The 19,148-nt window shown below is 52.2% G+C and carries 17 protein-coding genes, 1 pseudogene and 1 riboswitch; of the genes and pseudogenes, 14 read left to right on the top strand and 4 right to left on the bottom strand.

Going from position 1 to position 19,148, the window contains the following annotated elements; genetic code table 11:
- Positions 1-149, bottom strand: a 149-nt coding sequence (locus AC13CN_RS16735) for a hypothetical protein (protein WP_483052496.1), incomplete at its 3' end; no start/stop codon positions are given.
- A 39-nt stretch (positions 150-188) separates the two neighbouring features.
- Positions 189-1,136, bottom strand: coding sequence for a transaldolase (gene tal, locus AC13CN_RS16730; protein WP_062360089.1), 948 nt, complete (start codon positions 1,134-1,136; stop codon positions 189-191).
- A 351-nt stretch (positions 1,137-1,487) separates the two neighbouring features.
- Between tal and AC13CN_RS16725 the strand changes: the two genes are divergently transcribed.
- The 9 genes from AC13CN_RS16725 to AC13CN_RS16685 all read left to right on the top strand — a co-directional run bounded on the left by AC13CN_RS16725 (position 1,488) and on the right by AC13CN_RS16685 (position 11,741).
- A complete protein-coding gene (locus AC13CN_RS16725; RefSeq protein WP_062360091.1) occupies positions 1,488-1,961 on the top strand; it encodes an RpiB/LacA/LacB family sugar-phosphate isomerase in 474 nt (157 codons plus the stop codon).
- Between the two features lie 93 nt (positions 1,962-2,054).
- Positions 2,055-3,785 carry a dihydroxyacetone kinase family protein gene (locus tag AC13CN_RS16720; RefSeq protein ID WP_253557755.1) on the top strand — a complete coding sequence of 577 codons (1,731 nt, stop codon included), beginning with the start codon at positions 2,055-2,057 and terminating at the stop codon, positions 3,783-3,785.
- A gap of 38 nt (positions 3,786-3,823) precedes the next feature.
- Positions 3,824-4,804: a sugar-binding transcriptional regulator gene (locus tag AC13CN_RS16715; protein WP_253557757.1), complete on the top strand. Its 981-nt coding sequence runs from the start codon at positions 3,824-3,826 to the stop codon at positions 4,802-4,804.
- A gap of 422 nt (positions 4,805-5,226) precedes the next feature.
- Positions 5,227-6,333 carry an MDR/zinc-dependent alcohol dehydrogenase-like family protein gene (locus tag AC13CN_RS16710; protein ID WP_253557763.1) on the top strand — a complete coding sequence of 369 codons (1,107 nt, stop codon included), beginning with the start codon at positions 5,227-5,229 and terminating at the stop codon, positions 6,331-6,333.
- 47 nt (positions 6,334-6,380) lie between these two features.
- Positions 6,381-7,025, top strand: a complete 645-nt coding sequence (locus AC13CN_RS16705) for a DUF2291 family protein (RefSeq protein WP_253557765.1) — start codon at positions 6,381-6,383, stop codon at positions 7,023-7,025.
- A 14-nt stretch (positions 7,026-7,039) separates the two neighbouring features.
- The gene (locus AC13CN_RS16700; protein ID WP_483053278.1) at positions 7,040-8,581 is read left to right on the top strand and encodes a sugar ABC transporter ATP-binding protein; all 1,542 of its coding nucleotides are present in this window, start codon (positions 7,040-7,042) and stop codon (positions 8,579-8,581) included.
- Between the two features lie 25 nt (positions 8,582-8,606).
- Positions 8,607-9,704, top strand: a complete 1,098-nt coding sequence (locus tag AC13CN_RS16695) for an ABC transporter permease (protein WP_253557771.1) — start codon at positions 8,607-8,609, stop codon at positions 9,702-9,704.
- A gap of 78 nt (positions 9,705-9,782) precedes the next feature.
- A complete protein-coding gene (locus AC13CN_RS16690) occupies positions 9,783-10,739 on the top strand; it encodes a D-ribose ABC transporter substrate-binding protein (protein WP_253557773.1) in 957 nt (318 codons plus the stop codon).
- A gap of 102 nt (positions 10,740-10,841) precedes the next feature.
- On the top strand, positions 10,842-11,741 hold the full coding sequence (locus AC13CN_RS16685; protein WP_172514767.1) for a ribokinase: 900 nt from the start codon (positions 10,842-10,844) through the stop codon (positions 11,739-11,741).
- Between the two features lie 138 nt (positions 11,742-11,879).
- Here the strand turns inward: AC13CN_RS16685 and AC13CN_RS16680 are convergent, their stop codons facing one another.
- Positions 11,880-12,356: a 6,7-dimethyl-8-ribityllumazine synthase gene (locus tag AC13CN_RS16680; RefSeq protein WP_137093525.1), complete on the bottom strand. Its 477-nt coding sequence runs from the start codon at positions 12,354-12,356 to the stop codon at positions 11,880-11,882.
- Between the two features lie 96 nt (positions 12,357-12,452).
- Positions 12,453-12,622, bottom strand: a riboswitch (FMN riboswitch).
- A gap of 194 nt (positions 12,623-12,816) precedes the next feature.
- Here AC13CN_RS16680 and AC13CN_RS16675 point away from each other — a divergent pair.
- The 3 genes and pseudogenes from AC13CN_RS16675 to AC13CN_RS16665 form a co-directional block, all read left to right on the top strand.
- A pseudogene (locus AC13CN_RS16675) lies at positions 12,817-13,462 on the top strand (AbrB family transcriptional regulator); the annotation flags it as partial.
- 56 nt (positions 13,463-13,518) lie between these two features.
- Entirely contained in the window at positions 13,519-15,411 is a 1,893-nt protein-coding gene (locus AC13CN_RS16670; RefSeq protein ID WP_301272734.1) for an ABC transporter ATP-binding protein, read from the top strand.
- Positions 15,412-15,456: 45 nt separating this feature from the next.
- Positions 15,457-16,464, top strand: a complete 1,008-nt coding sequence (locus tag AC13CN_RS16665) for a zinc-dependent alcohol dehydrogenase family protein (RefSeq protein ID WP_253557691.1) — start codon at positions 15,457-15,459, stop codon at positions 16,462-16,464.
- A 73-nt stretch (positions 16,465-16,537) separates the two neighbouring features.
- Here the strand turns inward: AC13CN_RS16665 and AC13CN_RS16660 are convergent, their stop codons facing one another.
- On the bottom strand, positions 16,538-16,804 hold the full coding sequence (locus tag AC13CN_RS16660) for a hypothetical protein (RefSeq protein ID WP_054641284.1): 267 nt from the start codon (positions 16,802-16,804) through the stop codon (positions 16,538-16,540).
- A 137-nt stretch (positions 16,805-16,941) separates the two neighbouring features.
- Here AC13CN_RS16660 and AC13CN_RS16655 point away from each other — a divergent pair, with 137 nt between their 5' ends.
- Both AC13CN_RS16655 and AC13CN_RS16650 read left to right on the top strand, forming a co-directional pair.
- Positions 16,942-18,090, top strand: coding sequence for a hypothetical protein (locus AC13CN_RS16655; RefSeq protein WP_253557688.1), 1,149 nt, complete (start codon positions 16,942-16,944; stop codon positions 18,088-18,090).
- An 8-nt stretch (positions 18,091-18,098) separates the two neighbouring features.
- Entirely contained in the window at positions 18,099-18,926 is an 828-nt protein-coding gene (locus tag AC13CN_RS16650) for a mechanosensitive ion channel family protein (RefSeq protein ID WP_253557680.1), read from the top strand.
- The last annotated feature ends 222 nt before the right edge of the window (positions 18,927-19,148 follow it).

Genomic DNA, 19,148 nt, shown 5'->3' with positions numbered 1-19,148 from the left:
TCGGGGTTGTGCTTGAGGTAGTCATTCCACAGCACCTCGGCAATATCAGCCATACCCATGGGGGCGCCAGGGTGGCCGGATTTGGCCTTCTGAACAGCATCCATGGAAAGGGCGCGAATGGCATTGGCCAGCTCAAAACGGCTATTCATATTAGTGATACCTTGGTTGTTATATTGGGTAGCGTCTCGTTAGGCACGAGCGGTCAAACGTTGAGTAATCAACGACTCTAATGTTTGCTGGTCGTTGGCAAAGCGTCGGATTCCGTCAGCCAGCATCTCGTTGGCCATTGCATCTTGGTTGTGTTGCCAACGAAAACCTGCTTCTGATAGCGGTGTAAATGCTTTACGAGTGACGGTTTCCTGTTGGATTTTTGGAGTGACCTCTCCTTCCGTGCTATCAAGCTGTTCCAGCAGTCCGGGAGAGATGGTCAGACGATCACAGCCCGCCAATGCTAATACTTGATCGGTGGTGCGAAAACTTGCCCCCATGACGACAGTGTCATACTGACCTTCGGCCGCTCTCTCGCAAATCCCCTTTACAAATAGCACGCCAGGGTCTTCTTCGGGTGCGAACTTTTCACCGCTTGTCTTTTGGTACCAATCGCTAACGCGGCCAACGAAGGGCGATATCAGGTACACACCTGCATCAAAGCAGGCCTGTGCCTGAGCATCGCTGAAGAGAAGCGTTAAGTTGCAGTTGATGCCTTCACGCTCTAATTGCTGAGCCGCGCGGATCCCTTCCCAGGTAGACGCGAGCTTAATTAGCACACGGCTGCGGTTAATACCCATTCTTTCGTAGCGCTCAATCAGCTCGTAAGCCTTTTGAATACTGGCTTGAGTATCAAAAGAGAGGTGTGCGGACACTTCTGTCGATATTCGTCCAGGCACCACATCAGCAATTTGCCTGCCAATCGCAACCGAGAGTTGGTCAACTATTCGGCTCAGGTCGTCTTCATCACGACATGATTCAGCAAGCACCTTGTCGATTAGCTCTTGATAACGAGGCAGTTCGAAGGCTTTGAGAATCAAAGAGGGATTAGTGGTGGCGTCCTGCGGTTGATAGCGCTTTATGGCATCCAAGTCGCCCGTGTCGGCCACGACCAATGAGTGTTCGCGTAATCCAGCAAGAAGCGACATTGCCTACTCTCCTTTAAAAATGAACGCTCTTTGTTCAAATGATTGTTCATTTGAGCCGGTTTAGTCAAACTTTCGCGTCACTGAAATCGATTTTAAGGTCATTGAACAAAAGTATAGTGCTTGTTAGATAGTGATTTATCATTGAATAATTCTTTTTTTATCAATGGCTTGATTATGTTTCCTTAAGTTTCCCTCTAATTTCTCTAGAAAGATGCGGATAGATCTTATGATCGATGTGTTTACAAATGATCGGTTAGTGATAGATTGATAGCGTCAGTAGACGGCTGGCAACCAGGTCGGTATCCATTGTTGGTCGTCCGCGTTTCTATTTCCTAGAAAGGGAGAGTATGAATGTCTGATGTGACGCCTTCTCTCAAAGTCGCCATTGGCGGTGATGAGGCCGCTTACGACTTGAAAGAGATCCTTATCGGTTATATCCGTGAGTTAGGCTACGAGGTTGAAGATTTTGGCACTTTTAATGCCCAGCCGGTCCTGTATCCCGATATTGCCTTTGAGGTGGCTACGGCTATTAAGGAAGGGCGCTTTGATCGTGCAGTGCTGGTATGCGGCACGGGAATCGGGGTGGCTATTTCTGCCAATAAAGTGTCAGGTATTCGAGCGGCGCAGGCGCACGACACTTACTCCGCAGCAAAGGCGCGCACTAGTAACAATGCACAGATTGTAACGCTGGGGGCTCGGGTGATTGGGCCAGAGCTGGCTAAATCAATAGTGGCAACCTTCTTGGGTAGTAATTTTTCGGGTGGAAATTCCGAATTAAAAATAGCAAAAATTGACGAATATGAGGCTCGATTGAATACTCGGTAACCGTGGTACTGCTCATATTCGTCGACGCTGATTAATAACAACAGCATGCAAGCTGTGATTACACAGTTTGGCCTCACTCCAGAGGATATAATAATGACACGCCTATTTAATGATCCAAGTGATTTCCCTGAAGAAGCTCGTTTAGGTTTAGTTGCTGCGCATCGCGATAAGTTGATGGCTGTGCCGGGAGGCGTTGTACGCAGTACGCGCAGCCAGCCAGGAAGTGTTGCGGTCGTGGTTGGCGGTGGTAGTGGCCATTACCCAACCTTTGCGGGGTTAGTAGGGCAAGGGCTGGCCCATGGAGCTGTCATGGGTAATCTGTTTTGTTCTCCTTCTTCGCAGCAAGTTTATTCCGTCGCCAAAGCCGCTAACAACGGTGGTGGTGTGCTGCTCTCTTTTGGGAATTATGCGGGGGACGTACTGCATTTTGGTGAGGCGCGCGAGCGTTTGATCGCAGACGGAATTCCCTGTGAGATCGTTCTGGTCACTGATGATGTCGCCAGTGCTCCCTTGGCTGAGATTGATAAGCGGCGTGGCATCGCGGGTGATCTAACCGTTTTCAAGGCCGCTGCCGCTGCGGCAGAAAAGGGACTATCACTGGACGAAGTGGTTCAAGTGGCGAAGGAGGCAAATCGCTGTACGCGCTCTTTCGGAGTGGCGTTTGAGGGATGCACATTACCTGGTGCAGCCGATTCGCTCTTTCATGTGCCCGAGGGCAAGATGGCCATAGGGCTGGGGATTCACGGCGAGCCGGGTATTAGTGAGACGGATATCCCATCCGCAGATGGCCTGGCAGAAATCCTCGTTGCCAGGTTGTTGGAGGAAGTTCCTGACGGTATCAGAGTCCAAGGAGCTCGGGTGGCGCCAATACTCAATGGCCTGGGTACTATTAAGTATGAAGAGCTGTTCGTTATTTATCGCAAGGTTGACGAACTGCTGCAGGAAGCTGGGTTAGTCATTGTGGAGCCTGATGTGGGTGAGCTGGTGACCAGTCTTGATATGGCCGGGGTTTCGCTAACGTTATTCTGGCTTGATAATGATATGGAGCCGCTGTGGACTGCTGCTGCGGATGCGCCGGGTTATCGAAAAGGTAGCGTGACGCCAGCGCAGGCGCTGGATCCTGCTGAGGTAGAGGTGTTTATACAAGATGAGATTCCCGAGGCTAGCGATATCTCGCGAAAACTAGCGTTTGGTGTCGTTGAGGCGCTCGAAGTGCTCGCAAATACGGTTAATGAAAACTGTGAGATGTTGGGTCAGATTGATGCTGTGGCTGGGGATGGTGATCACGGTATTGGTATGCAGCGGGGCAGCAGGGCTGCGCTTGAAGCGGCCAGAGAGGCTCTTGATGGCGGGGCTGGCGCAGAGACAGTGCTGCAGTGGGCTGGGCAGCGCTGGTCAGACGAAGCGGGCGGTACTTCGGGTGCTATCTGGCGGGTTATCTTGAAAGCTATGGGGGAGTCGCTTGGCAATGAGAAGCCGTTATCAGTGCAGCGTCTTGCCGCTGGTATGGTCAATGCCCGTCAGCAAGTCATGGCATTTGGTAAGGCTGAAGTGGGCGACAAAACGCTTGTCGACGTGCTAGTGCCTTTTACCGATGCCCTGTCGTGGGAGGCTGAGAAAGGCCAGGGAGCTTTGGCTTGCTGGGAATCCGCTGCACGCATAGCGAGTGAGGCTGCTGAGGCCACTAAGCAATTAATTCCCCGCGTTGGCCGCGCACGCCCATTGGCTGAAAAAAGCGTGGGTACACCTGATGCTGGTTCTGTTTCATTGGCGCTGATTATTCAGGCGCTGATTCCTGTGTTGAAAAAGTGTCAAGCAAGCTGACATGATACATGCCCTTTAACAACTCCTGGATGTCGAGGATGAATGGTCAAGACGCTGCAGATATAGACTTAATGACAGAGATTTCAACGCTCTACTATGTGCAGGGGGAGACGCAGGAAACGATCGCCAATAGGCTCGGGCATTCGCGTGTGCGAATAGGGCGGCTGCTCAAGCGTGCCCAGGCAGAAGGAATTGTCGATGTTCGCGTGCGCCTGCATCCCGCCGTGAGTGTTGAGATCGAGCAGGAGCTCAAACGGCGCTTTGGCCTGAAGCGAGCGTTGATTGCTCTGGATAATGCCGATCCGGATGTGCAGCGCTCGTCAGTCGCGAGCCTAGTGGCAGACCATCTGTCGCGTAGTTTGACCGATGGGCAGATCGTAGCCGTTGGCATGGGGCGTAACGTGGCCGCGGTGGCGGATAACGTTTTCCTGGCGGAGTCGTTAAAAGTTTCATTTGTGTGCGCCATTGGTGGCTCGCTGCGTGCAGGTGAGCATATGAATCCCGACCATATTTGTCGGCGTTTGGCGAGCAGGTTTGGCGGTGACAGTGAGACGCTTTATGCTCCCGCATTGGTACAGAGCGGCGAACTTAGAGATGCATTGTATGAAAACTCCACCGTGCGCCAGACGCTAGACCGGGCTCGACGCGCAGATACTGCTTTGATCGGTGTGGGTGACGTAAGTGAAGACAGTAATATGGTGCGTATGGGGTGGTTTTCGGCCCAGGAGATTGCTGAAGCACGGCTCTCTGGAACCGTGGGCGATATGATGGGCTATGACTTTATCGATATCCATGGGAAGCCTTCTGCCACGCAGATGCAGGGGCGTGTGGTGGGGCTTAATATCCAGGATCTCGCGCGTATTCCCGACGTTATTGCTATCGCCAGTGAGAATACTAAAGCGGTCGGCATACTGGGGGCGCTGCGTACCGGCGTTATCGATACTTTGGCCACTAGTGTCACTAACGCACACACTATTCTGCGTCTCGATGAAGCGACTCAAGGGGAGGTGCGCACTTAACTTGTATTCAAGCTTAGCTGCCTTTTAAAGACCCCTGGGTTGCGTTGCGCCCAACCTCAATCTCAGCCCTAGCCCTGCTCCCTGGGGCATGTACACCTTTTGGCATGCCTGGTTTGCTGCCCCGCCTCCCGCACGATGTCGGTAACGACAAGCTGGTAAGTGTACATTTGAACGATTAAGGAGCATATTTTATGACTTTAAGTGGAGCTACCGCTTGGCCGTAATAACAAATAATTTCCATTTTTTTAATTTAATTATAAAAATCAATAAATTGCATTGTTGGTCTAAAGTATAAGATTAGAAAATGCCATTATGGATTGACTCGACTATGCTTAAAGCAGTTAATTCATATGTACACAGTAAGATCTTTTGTAATGCGGGCGTCGCTAGCTAGGCACTACAAGATACATTAGGAGTGAATAATGCATAATGCTGATAACAACAATCGCACCGAACTACCACTGACCATGCAAGCCGTCGTCGCCTACGCGCCTGGAGATTATCGTCTTGAGGAGGTGGCATTGCCGAAGGTGGGAGAGGGTGAAGTACTGATAAAGGTTGAAGCGTGCGGAATCTGTGCAGGTGACCTCAAGGCATATGAAGGTGCCCCAAGCTTTTGGGGAGATGATACTCAGCCTGCTTATATCAAGGCGCCGATGATTCCAGGCCATGAGTTTATTGGTCATGTGGTGGCTTTAGGAGAAGGTGTTGTAGGCTTTGAGGTTGGCGATCGCATTATTTCTGAGCAAATCGTACCTTGCTGGGGATGCCGTTTTTGTAACCGTGGGCAGTACTGGATGTGCGAAAAGCACGACGTGTATGGTTTTCAGCACAACGTAAATGGCGGCATGGCCGAATATATGGTCTTTCCTAAAGAAGCTATTAATCACAAGCTGCCAGATGAAGTTCCGATGGAGAAAGCGGTTCTTATTGAACCCTATGCTTGTTCATTGCATGCCGTTAAGCGTGCTCAGATTGAGCTGGGAGATGTGGTTGTCCTCTCCGGAGCAGGAACTTTAGGGCTAGGAATGATCGGAGCGATCAAAAAATCCGGGCCATCCAAGCTGGTTGTACTGGATCTCAATAATAAGCGCTTAGAGCTTGCCAAACAGTTTGGTGCTGACATTGTATTGAATCCTGCTGAAGTCGATGTTGTTGACTATGTGAAGAGCATAACGGAAGGATATGGTTGCGATATCTATATCGAGGCCACGGGAGCTGTTAAGTCGGTAGAGCAAGGGCTTTATATGATTCGTAAACTTGGCCGGTTCGTCGAGTTCAGCGTATTCAAAGAGCCAGTGACGGTTGATTGGAGCATTATCAGCGATCGTAAAGAGCTGGATATATTAGGTGCGCATCTAGGCCCTTATTGCTATCCACTTGTGATCGAAGGCATCGGAAATGGCGATTTCCCAACGGATCATGTGGTGACCCATAAGCTTCCGTTAGCCGAATTTCATCAAGGGCTAGAGCTAATGCGCAATGATTCTGACGCGTTAAAGGTTGTGCTTATACCTGACGGAAAATAGATGACGGACGTTTCTTACTTATAAATACAATGATAACCGGAGTGATTATGTCGGCGACATTAAATTCGGTGCCCGGTGATAAGCGTATAAAGGTCTATGTGGCAGCTGCTTTTGCTTTAGCGCTGGTTGCACTCATGGCGTTTGATACCAAAGTCATTAGCCTTACTGAACTTGAGAGCGAGGTGGGGTTTTCACCCCAGCAATTTGCTCAGGAAACCTTTCCAGAGATTCAGGCATATGTCGAGAATAACGCCGTAAATGCATCGGTGTTGGCGCCAGAAGTGCTTCAGGATGCCGGCGCGGCAGGTGAGAAATACGGTGTTGCTGCTGGCATTGGTCATATTGTGCCAGTCTCTTTATCAGGTGCTGCCATAGAAGGACGGGGGGGCGTTTACACCCTTGATGTTGAAAATGTTCCTTCTGATGTCGTCATTCGTGTGCAAACAGGCCCAGCTATTAATGGCACGACGCTAAGAGATACAACCGGCACTATTCAATTTGGTGACTTCACCAATCAAATCGAATACCAAGATGTTGGCGCAGCCCTCAATGACGAAATGAAGCGTCAAGTTCTAGCGGATATTTCCGGACAAGACTTAACCGGAAAAACTTTAGAAGTGGTCGGCTCTTTTACCATGATAAACCCCAAAAACTGGCTAATTACGCCGGTGAGTATAACGATCATTGAGTGAGGGCGGCTATGAGTATGGATAGATCAACAGTGAACGTAGCTCCACCCGAAGTGATACTTTCTGCACGCAATATCGAAAAACGTTTCGGAGCTGTGCAAGCCCTCAAGGAAGTGAACTTCGATATATATCGAGGACAGGTAACAACGCTGTTTGGCGAAAATGGAGCTGGTAAATCTACTCTGATGAAGATTTTATCTGGCGTCATTGCTCAGACGGCTGGGGATATTGTATTGGAAGGCGAGAGAGTTAGCTTTTCTTCGCCGTCAGAAGCTGAAGCGCTGGGGATTACCATTATTCATCAGGAGTTGAGCTTGGCTCCTAACCTGAATGTGCGTGACAACATTTTTATGGGCCGTGAGCTGACTAAAGGAAGGGGTAGCGTCGACTATAAAGAAGAAGCGCATCAGGCTGAACTGTTAATGGCAGAGCTGGATGAACCGATCCACCCTCTTACCCTGGTCGAAGATCTGCGGGTGGGGCAGCAACAAATCGTTGAAATCGCTAGAGCGCTGTCCAAGAACTCTCGCATTTTGATTATGGATGAACCAACTTCCGCATTGAGTGCCACGGAAGTCGAGACGTTATTTAAAGTCGTCCAGGATCTCAAAAACAAGGGTGTGTCGATTGTTTATATTTCTCATCATTTGGAAGAGGCGTTGCAGATTACCGATCATGCCGTTGTTCTCCGCGATGGAGTCATGACTGCTTACGCCCCACGTAGTGATATCGACCTGCAGTGGATCGTCAGGCATATGGTAGGAGAGAGTTTCGATCTTGGCTCACCGCCTACAGGGTATGAGCAGGGTTCCACCGCGCTCTCTATCCAGAATCTTTACCTCAGCGACGATAAAGTGACAGGTCGCTATGTTGTTGAGGATCTTTCCCTTGATGTGCGCGCCGGCGAGATTGTCTGCATTTATGGACTAATGGGCGCTGGAAGAACTGAGTTATTGGAGTGTGTAGCAGGACGAACCCGGCAGACCAAGGGAGATATCTTGCTCAATTCATCTGACGTATCGCACTACAACATTGCACAGCGAATCGAGAGAGGGTTGGTGTTAGTGCCTGAGGATCGTCAGCGAGATGGGCTGGTACCCACCCTGTCAGTCGGAAAAAATCTGTCGCTAGCCAGTATCCATGCGTTTACTCGCAAGGGGCTTACTTCATCCAGCTTGGAGGCAGAAATGATTAATTCAGCTATCAATCAGGTGCACATTAAAACAGACGGTGGGGAGGCTGCCATTGGCTCACTGTCTGGTGGTAACCAGCAAAAAGTAGTGATCGGTAAGATGTTGGCTACTCATCCAGACGTCATCATGCTTGATGAGCCAAGCCGTGGTATCGATGTAGGTGCCAAGGCCGAAGTATTCAAGTTATTGAGCCAAGGGGCCCAGCGGGGGTTGGCGGTTGTCTTTACAACATCTGAAGTAAGCGAGTGCTTGAGTATTCCACACAGAGTGTTGGTGATGAGCAAAGGACGGATTTCTGCTGAATTCAAACCGGGTGTAACGAAAGATGAAATTATGGCTGCTTCGGGCGAATCAGTTGCTGCATGATTATTCAATCGGATAGGTAATGACTATGTCTCATCACAACAATAACGCGTTACAAGGTGAAAAAGGCAGTATCGATATCGTCAAGATTTTGCTGGAAGGTAGGGCTTTTTTCGCATTAATCGTGATCATTATTGTCTTTTCCATGCTCTCGCCTGTTTATTTTTCGACAGGTAATTTTTTAACCATGTCATCTCATGTAGCTGTTTTTGGCTTGCTAGGTATTGGCATGCTGTTTGTCATTCTGACCGGTGGTATCGATCTGTCGGTTGGCTCTACGCTAGCACTTTGCGGGGTGTTCGCCGGTATGTTGCTAGAAGGGATAGAGATTGAGGCCCTTGATTTGGCTTTCTTCCCTTCAGTGTGGGTGGTTGTGGTTCTTACCTGCTTACTGGGCGGTCTGGTGGGGGCTATCAATGGTGTGTTAGTTGCCTATTTTAAAGTACCTGCATTTGTGGCCACACTGGGTATGTTGTATGTCGCCCGCGGAGCTGCCCTATTGCTAACGGATGGATTAACGTTTAACCGTTTAAGTGGTGACCCTGCGTTAGGGAATACAGGCTTTGAATGGCTTGGATTTAATAAGCTATTGGGTATTCCGGTAGGCGTTTTGATTCTGTTTGGTGTTGCCATTGTGTGCATGTTGGCCCTCAGTCGTACTCCCTTTGGCAGATGGGTCTACTCGACAGGAGGGAATGCGCGCGCTGCCGAGCTTTCTGGGGTGCCCGTCAATCGCGTTAAGCTCTCTGTCTATATTATTTCTGGCGTATGTGCTGCCATGGCTGGAATTGTGCTCGCCTCACAGTTGACGTCTGCTGGGCCTACGGCAGGTACTACCTATGAGCTGACAGCAATTGCTGCGGTGGTGATTGGTGGTGCTTCACTAATGGGGGGGCGCGGCACGGTTCGCAATACATTATTGGGTGCTTTTGTGATTGGTTTTCTAGCCGATGGTCTTGTCATCATCGGGGTGTCTGCCTACTGGCAGATGGTATTCACGGGCAGTGTTATCGTCTTCGCTGTCATGCTAAATAATGTCCAATACAGCGCTAAAAATACGTCCTCGAAAAAAACTGAGAAAGCTGCAGAAATTAAGCGCGAAGGTTCTAGGGCAAGCGCTACTTAACGTAGCACTGCTTAGAAGTGTGACCTGCTCAGGTCTACCTATATAAAGACTAACAATCATAACGATGAGGTAATAACCATGCTTCCAAAAAGTAAAAAAATGCTTTTTACAGCACTCGTCAGTGTCTCGATGCTCTTTAGCGGTGCCATAGCTGCTCAGGACAAGGGGTTGATCTCAATTATTGTTAATGATATGTCAAATCCCTATTGGCAAACGGAAGGCACCATTGCGGGGCGCACAGCTGAAGAGTTGGGCTATGACGCAAATGTCAGTTCCCATGTGGGTGATACCAATACTGAGAGTAATCTGGTTGATACGGCAATTACCAATGGGGCTAAAGCGATAATTCTAGATCCTGCTAACGCGGATGGTTCCATTGGCGCGGTGCGAAGAGCCGTTGAGGCGGGAATTCCTGTCTTTATTATTAATGCTGAGATTAACCAGCAGGGGCTGGCCAAGGCGCAGCTGGTTTCCAATAATGCCCAGGGCGCCGCGTTAGGTGCGCAAGAATGGGCAATGCAATTGGATGGCGAGGGATCTTATATAGAATTAAAAGGGCCTCCTTCCGATAACAATGCTGCGACACGATCCAATGGCTATGAGACGGTGTTAAGCCAGTACCCCGACCTTACCCTGGCGGCGTCTGACATCGCTAATTGGGATCGAACCGAAGGGCGTAATAAAATGCAGAGCATGCTCCGTTCTCATCCTGATATCAGGGGTGTCATTAGCGGCAACGATGAAATGGCCTTAGGTGCGATTGTTGCCCTAAAGCAGGAGGGGCTGCTCGATGATGTATTGGTTGGTGGGTTTGACGGTTCGCCCGATGCGGTTGATGCGGTTCGCTCGGGAGAGTTGGCTTATACTGTTCTACAACCGGTAGCCGTATTTGCAGAAGATGCGGTAAAAATCGCTGATCATTACATCAACACAGGTGAAACAGGGCTAGATAGCGAAAAGCAGCTTTATGACTGTATCCTTATTACGCCAGATAATGTAGACAACTATACCTCTCCCTTTGTTTTGGAAGAGTAAGGTGTGCAAGAATAGGCTTTAGTCGCGTAAGTGTTAGAGGAACTTGCCTAGAGGCCAGTCAGCTTTAAAGCTGGCTGGCTTTTTGAATAAGAGGGTGTGTCAATGATCTTTAATTTGGGTTCCATTAATATCGATTATACTTACCTTGTGCCCTATTTTGTTCGCCCTGGCGAAACCTTGGAAAGTGATGATTATAATATTGGATTAGGTGGAAAGGGCGTCAATCAGTCGTTGGCAATAGCGCGTGCTAAAGGAATGGTGAGTCACTGGGGGCGAGTTTCATCGATCGATGCTTGGGTGACCAGTGAGCTTGAGTCTGCGGGTGTTGATGTGAAAGATATTGAATTGACCCCAGAGCCAAGTGGGCATGCGATTATTCAAATTGATGCACTGGGTGAAAACGCTATTCTTTTATTCTCTGGCGCCAATCATGGTTTTACACGGGAGAAAATGACGGCTCTTGTTGCGCAAACTGCGCCTGGCGACACAATACTTATCCAGAACGAATGTAATGGGCTTGATCAGCTTATTCTATTAGCAGTGAGTCATGGCTGTAAGGTGATATTTAATCCAGCACCAATGACCTCGAAAGTATCATCATTACCTCTAGACCAGTGTGAACTGCTTTTTTTTAACCGTACAGAGGCCGCCGCTTTGTTAGAAATGCCAGTAGATTCGAGCGCCGCAGATTTGCTTATGCGGTGTAAAGAATCGCTTGGCGATGTTGAGGTGGTTCTTACTCTAGGTAGCGAGGGGGCTTGGTATCAGCGCAGCAATGAGACTCTTTTTCAACCGGCTTTAAAGGTAAAAGCCGTTGATACAACGGCTGCAGGCGACACCTTTGTGGGCTACTTCCTTGCTGCGAGGCAAGCTGGCCTAACGCCCTCACAGTGCTTGCAAAGGGCGGCAACGGCGGCTGCCCTGGCGGTACAAAAATTCGGTGCTGCCAGTAGTATTCCGATGGCGTCAGAAGTTGACGGGATCATATATCAAAGTACCTAAAGATAGTCGAAATCAGTGCATCACTTAGCTGAAAATACATAATACATATCAAATGTTAAGCACTTTCTATTTGCTTGCGAGCAGCCATTTAGGCCGCCCGCTATCTCTCTTATATACTATTATGGACTTGGTATTGACCTAGTTTAAGGTTTGAATCTTTTTATGATTTTCCAAAGTCATGACCAACGCTTCGGCGGCTTCCTTGCCTTTGGCGAGGAAATGGCCATGGAAAAAATCATGGTGTGTGCTGTGTTCATGAAAATGATGAGGCGTCAGCACAACCGAAAGAATGGGGATTTCGGTTTCCAGTTGCGCTTGCATCATGCCTTCAATGACAGCTTGAGCAACGAATTCGTGCCGATAGATGCCACCGTCAATGACAAAGCCAGCTCCCACAATGGCGCTGTAACGGCCAGTTTTGGCGAGTAGTTTAGCCTGAAGCGGGATTTCGTAAGCCCCTGCAACTTGGAATATCTCTACTTGGTCAGCAGAAAAACCATGCTCGCTAGCAAGTTGAGCAATAAATGCCTGACGAGCTTGAATGACTATATCGTGATGCCACGACGCTTCGATAAAGGCAACGCGAACAGATGAGGAGTGTTGGGTCTGATTCATGGTCATCCTATGGGATTGTTTACCAGAACCAGGGCATGAGGCATCCAATAGCACAGCACCCGTATGCGTTGGAACGCTACAGGTAATATCACTAGGAAACCTTCTCTTTTATCCGGACTATGACCGTCGGCTCCGGAATCTCACCGAATCTGCTGTCCTCAACTATCGGGTTACACCCTTTAGCTGAGCGCTCGTGGGCTTGTCCATATCCGTTAAGATATGGCATTACCACCGGTGGGGACTTACACCCCGCCCTGAGAAAGTTCGCCATTATTGGCGGGGTTATTATACGCCTTCTGCTTGGAAGATATAGCAGGCCCTGTCAAAAATTGCTTGGTTCTTGTTTGTGGGTGGAATCTTGCTAGTTAAGCCCAAGCTGACAGAGATAATGGTAAGCTATGGATAGCACTTAGCAGGGTAATGACCCTGTGATGTCAGAGATAGATCACCGGAGGGGAGTGTGAAGGGCAGCCGTTTCAGTGCAGGGAGAGCCAAGGCGCTTCTCTTATCGCTCAGTGTTGGTGCAGCAGGCGGTGTGCTGTTTCACATTTCGGGGCTGCCGCTGGCCTGGATGCTTGGCCCCTTGGTGGCGAACCTGCTGGTGTCTGCCAAAGGCGTGAAGGTTGAAGTGCCTGAGTCGCTGCGCAGCGTGTTTTTAGCGGTGATGGGCATGGTGCTCGGCAGCCAAGTCACGCCTGAGCTGGCCCACCGGGTGCTCGACTGGCCCGTTTCGGCCATGCTGCTGTTGGCGGGGGTAGCGTCGTCAACCGCCGTGGCGCCTGCCAAGCCCTGCGCTGCTCGCTCCCTTGTTAGCCACCGCACTGCTCTCCGGGCTGGATATGGCGAGTCTCGCCCTGCCAAGCTGGGGCATGAACCTAATGCTCTGGGTGCTAGGTAGCGCCATTGGTTCGCGCTTTCAAGGCATGACGCGGCGGCTACTCGGGCGCTATCTTTGGCAATCGGGGGTGGCGACGTTGCTTGCGCTGGTGGTTCTGGCACTGTTTGCCGAACTCATCCACCAAACCGTGGGGGTAGGGCGCGATGTTGCCTTGCTTGCTTTAGCCCCTGGCGGTATTGGTGAAATGGCGATACTCGCCGTCGCGCTCATTGCGCTAACTCTCCTCGCTATACTCCCTTTTATCGCGTCATGTAAGGACTCTCCATGCTGTCACGTCTGCTCTCGCCGCTGTTCCGTTTTTTTGAGGAGCGCGTTAACCCCTACCCAGAGGGTGAGGTCACCACACCGCCCAAAGGACTGTTGCCGTTTATCTGGCACTTTTCGCGCCCGGTGTGGCCGTGGCTGCTAGTGATGTCGTTGATTACGGCGGTGGTATCCGCCGCAGAGGTGGTGTTCTTTAGCTACATGGGCGATTTGGTGGATTGGCTGGGTGGCGTCGAGCGCGCCGATTTCTGGGCCAACCACGGCCTGTGGCTGGCGGGCCTTGGTTTGTTAGTGGTGGTGGGCCTGCCGCTACTGGTGCTGCTGCAGTCGCTGGTCACCCACCAGAGCATTTTTGGTAACTACCCGATGATTGGCCGCTGGCTCTCTCATCGCCATATGCTCAGCCAGAGCCTAGCGTTCTATCAAGATGAGTTTGCCGGGCGGGTATCGCAAAAAGTGATGCAAACCGCGCTGGCCGTGCGGGAAACCGTCACCAAAGTGATGGATCTGATGGTGTACGCCATCGTCTATTTTACCGGGGCGGCCATTCTGTTGGGACGCGCCGATCCATGGCTGCTGCTGCCGCTAGGCCTTTGGCTGATCGGTTATTTGGGCATCATGCGCTTTTTCGTACCGCGCCTGCGGGATGTTTCCATGGCCCAGGCGGATGCTCGCGCGCAAATGACTGGCCGCGTGGTGGATAGCTACAGCAATATCCAAACTATCAAGCTGTTTGCCGATACTCAGCGCGAAGAGCGCTACGCCAAAGATGCTATGGAGGGCTTTATGGTCACCGTGCATCGCCAGATGCGTTTGGTCACGGTGATGAGCGTCTGCTTGACGCTGCTTAATACGCTGCTGCTAGTTGGCACGGCAGGCATGGCGATTGCAGCGTGGTACATGGAGGCGATCTCCCTGGGCGTGCTGGCCATCGCCATTGCCCTGGTGATGCGGATCCGTTTTATGTCCGACTGGATTTTATGGGAAGTCGCTGGGCTGTTTGAAAACATCGGCACGGTGCAGGATGGCATGAACACCATCGCCCAGGAGCCGACTGTCAAAGATGCTCCTAATGCCAAAGCATTGAGCGTGCCCAACGGAGAGATCGTCTTCGACGCGTTGCGTTTCCAATATGCCCAGGCAAAAGGGGAGAGCAAAAACGTCTTCGATGGTCTGAGCCTGACCATCAAACCCGGTGAAAAGATCGGCCTGATTGGCCGCTCCGGGGCGGGGAAATCGACCCTGGCGAACCTGTTGCTGCGCTTTTACGACCTGCAGGGCGGGCGCATTCTGATCGACGGACAAAACATTGCTGAGGTCACCCAGACCTCGCTGCGCCACCAGATCGGCATGGTGACCCAAGACACCTCGCTGCTGCACCGTTCGCTGCGAGATAACATCCGCTATGGCAGTCCGCACGCCAGCGATGAGGATGTCTGGCAGGCGGTATGCCGTGCCCATGCCGATACCTTCATCAACGACCTAGTCGACCCCAAAAGGCGGCGAGGTTTGGATGCTCATGTGGGTGAGCGGGGCGTGAAGCTCTCCGGCGGCCAGCGCCAGCGCATTGCCATCGCCCGGGTGCTGCTCAAGGACGCCCCGATTCTGGTGTTGGATGAAGCCACCTCGGCGCTGGATTCCGAGGTTGAAGCGGCGATTCAAGAGCAGTTGGATGCGTTGATGGAGGGCAAAACGGTGATTGCCATCGCCCATCGGCTCTCTACCATTGCCATGCTAGACCGTTTGATTGTGGTGGATGAAGGGCGCATGGTGGAGAGCGGCACTCATCAGGAGTTGCTGGCCCGAAACGGCATCTACGCAGGCCTATGGCAGCGTCAGTCGGGCGGCTTTTTGGGCAACGACCTTGATCCTGATAACAACGCCCCCATTTGAGACTAGACCGGTCGCCTAGTAAGGGCGCTTTAACAGGAGGTACTGATGCAAGCTATCCAGCTTCAACAACCCGGCGGTTTAGATAAATTGAACGTTGTCGACGTGGCAGCCCCAGGGGAGCCAGGCCCCGGCGAGATTAAAGTGCGCCTGCACGCCAGCTCACTGAACTTTCACGACTACGCGGTCGTGGCGGGGATGATTCCCACCGATGATAAGCGCATCCCGATGTCCGACGGTGCGGGCGTGGTGGAAGCCGTTGGCGAGGGTGTGGAAGAGTTTGCCGTGGGCGATGCGGTCGTCTCGACTTTCTTCCCATACTGGCTGGAAGGCCCTGCGCGCGTAGGCGACTTCACCACCACCCCTGGCGATGGCGTCGATGGCTATGCCCGCGAGCAGGTAATTCGACCGGCCACATGGTTCACTCGCCAGCCGCAAGGCTACAGCCATGCAGAATCCGCCACGTTGACCACCGCGGGATTGACCGCTTGGCGCGCGCTGGTGGTGGACGGCGGCTTGAAAGCGGGCGATACCGTGCTGGTACTGGGTACCGGCGGGGTGTCGATCTTTGCACTGCAGTTCGCCAAGCTGATGGGGGCTCGAGTGATCGCGACCTCCTCTTCCAATGAGAAGCTGGAGCGCCTGCGTAGCCTCGGCGCGGAGCACACCATCAACTACCGCGAGACACCCGAGTGGGGAAAAGCGGTCAAAGCGTTGACCGACGGCAAAGGCGTGGATCACGTCATCGAGGTAGGCGGCCCCGGTACGCTGCCGCAATCCATCGATGCCGTGAAGATTGGTGGACACATTTCGCTGATTGGCGTACTGACTGGCCGCGAGGGAGACATTCCCACTGCCAAGCTCATGGCGAAACAGGCCAAGCTGCAGGGTTTGATCGTCGGTAGCCGTCGCCACCAGATCGAGATGATCGACGCGATCGAAGCGGCGAATTTGAAGCCGATCATCGATCGTGAATTCCCGCTTAGCGAGATTGCCGAGGCGTTTCGTCATCAAGAATCGGGCAAGCACTTTGGTAAAATTTGCCTGACCTTCTGATAATCAAGCGCTAACAATCGTACTACACGTCTGCATAGAAGGCGGGCGTGTAGTGCGTATCAACCATGTTGCCCTACTCTCCTAATCGGCTAAATACCACGCCTTTTACCTCAAGCTCCCAGATGTCGTCGTAAGGCACAGTGACGCCATCCATATCGCCAGGGTCGCCGGTACTGTTTTTAATCACGGTTTCGGGAATGACCTTCACTCCCATCACCCCGACATGCTGAATTCTTCCGCTGAACCGGTTGCCCTCCTGCTCAATGAGCACCCGCTCGCCTGCAATGCACTTCGCAAGCTTCTCGTGTAGTTCAGCCATCGTGACATTCACCACGCTCATCGTTGCCTCCTGCGCATCGCTCAAAAGTGAGTTACTTGGCAATAACGACTTTATTTTAGACGATAAGTTCGGCTAGCCCCGGGGGTATGGCATAAGGCATGCTAACCTTAATCTAGTTTACTGAATCGAGGCGGGATATGGCGCAAGGCTCAACGAACGCGGCTTTATCGCCATGGAACGTGGTGGCATTAGACACCTTTCAAACCCCTGAGCGCACCCAGGCGAGCCAGTGGCGGCGTAGCTGGCGAGCGGCCACCACCTGGATGATAGGCAAGGAAGCTTCCGAGCGCCATGCGAAGCAGGAGAGTGAACTGCGCGCGTTGCCTAAAGTGAAGCTGGCGCATGTTGCGCCCCCCATTGACTGGATGCCCGCCACCGAACGCTTGAAACAGGCGCTGAAAGACTACGAAGATGCGCCGGTTGTGCTGTTTATTTCACCGCCTTACGGCGGGCACAGCACCGTGGTCGGCCAATGGGCTGCGCAACAGGATATTCCTTGCCTCACCGTACCCACGCTGAAAGAGCTAGTGGACGGCAGCCTAGCCTGGGTAGAAGACGCTACCCAGCTAAAGCGCTGGGCAATTCCTGCCTTGGAGTACCACTTTTTACGCCATACCAATGGCTTGCAAGGCATTCGTGAGTTGCTTGAGCGTGCCTTGAGTGGGCGCCTGGGGCAGAGAGTGATGGGATGCGATAGCTGGACCTACGCTTACTTACAGCACGCGGTGGGGCTAGAAGGCGTGCCGGTATTGACCCTCCAAGGGCTCGAAGGTGAACAGTTGGCCCACTATTTTTCCCAAGCAGCGGGGGAGTGCCCGACGGTGTACAGTACACGTACGGGCAAATCGATTCTCACCAGCGACAGTGATCAAAAAGAGGCCTATAAAGAGTTGCAGCGCCTAGCGGCACACTGCCGAGGGCACCTGGGAATTGCCTGGCACTACTGGCGGGAGCGGCTGCGTGAGCCAGCAGAAGATTCGGATGATAGCGACACTTCTCAAGAACTGTGGCTACTGGACGCGCTGGCTGAAGCCGAACTACCCACGGATACCGGCGATCTAGCTACTTTACTGCTGCATACGCTGCTGATTCACGGCGGGCTGGAAGATCATGCGTTAAAACATGTGCTGCCTTTTTCGGATAACGAATCGTTAAATGCACGCTTTGCCCTGGCGCGGCGCGGCATTCTTAGCAGCCAGCAAGGGCGCTGGCAGGTGGCGCCGCTTAGCTATGCCAGCGTGCGGCAGCTGCTTGAGTCGCGTAACTATCTCGTTGACCCGCTCTAGGAGCACTAATGGAAGACCAAGGGCAGTACGCCAAGCTGTTTAACGAAATGGATAGCCAAGCGTTGATAACGCTCGGCCTTATCTTGGTCAGCACGATTCTACTGATTATTGTCAGCCAGCGAGGACTCAACTGGGTGGCGAATCGGCTACACGGCCAAGTGCGCTTTCGGGTCTTTGCCCTGGTGCCGCTCACCCGCCTGCTAATTTTGATCGCCGCGCTCGCCACTGCCGTCCCCATCATTATCGAGCCGTCGTTGCGCAATATGGTGACGCTGCTGGGGGCGATTGGCTTAGCCATTGGCTTTGCGCTGAAAGACTATGTCAGCAGCCTGATCGCTGGGGTAGTGTCTGCCGTCGAGCTACCGTACCGGCCTGGCGACTGGGTGAATATCGAAGGCACGTACGGCGAAGTAAAGCACGTGGGCATGCGTACGGTAGAAGTACAAACTCCTGATGACGATCTGGTCGCCGTGCCGCATTTGAAGCTCTGGGACACCGCGATCTATAACGCCAATAATGGTGGCACTAGCCTGCAGTGCGTGGCGAGTTTTTACCTTCATCCAGAGCATGAAGCCGGCTGGGTGCGCAAAGCACTGCGCGATGTGGCGCTGACCAGTGCTTATTTAAAATTTGGAGAGCCGATTATTGTGGTGGCGGAGGAGAAGCCCTGGGGCACCCATTACCGTATCCGTGCTTACCCCGTCGACCCCCGCCAGCAGTTTCTGTTTATCACTGACTTAACGGTGCGCGGCAAAGCAGTGCTAAGCGCTGCTGGCATTCAACCAGCGCTGCTACCACCAGATGCCGCCCTAGATGCACGAGGTGCAGCTAGCTGATGACAACACCAACCACACTCTATATTGGATGGGACGTGGGCGGCTGGAACTGCGATAACAACTCTGCCAGCCTGTGGTGCTGGATGACTAAACGGTCGGCTGGGTTTGCGGCGCTGCGTCAGCGCGTGTACATGCCTGAAACATTGCACGCCCTGCTCCATCAACCAACGGAGCTTGGAGCATGCAAAAGAGAGCGTGGCTTGGCCGCCAGCAGAGATGTCA

The sequence above is a fragment of the Vreelandella sp. L-25 genome, assembly GCF_056857535.1.
Note: the sequence above shows the minus strand (reverse complement) of the source record. Positions and strands in the feature narration are given on the sequence as shown.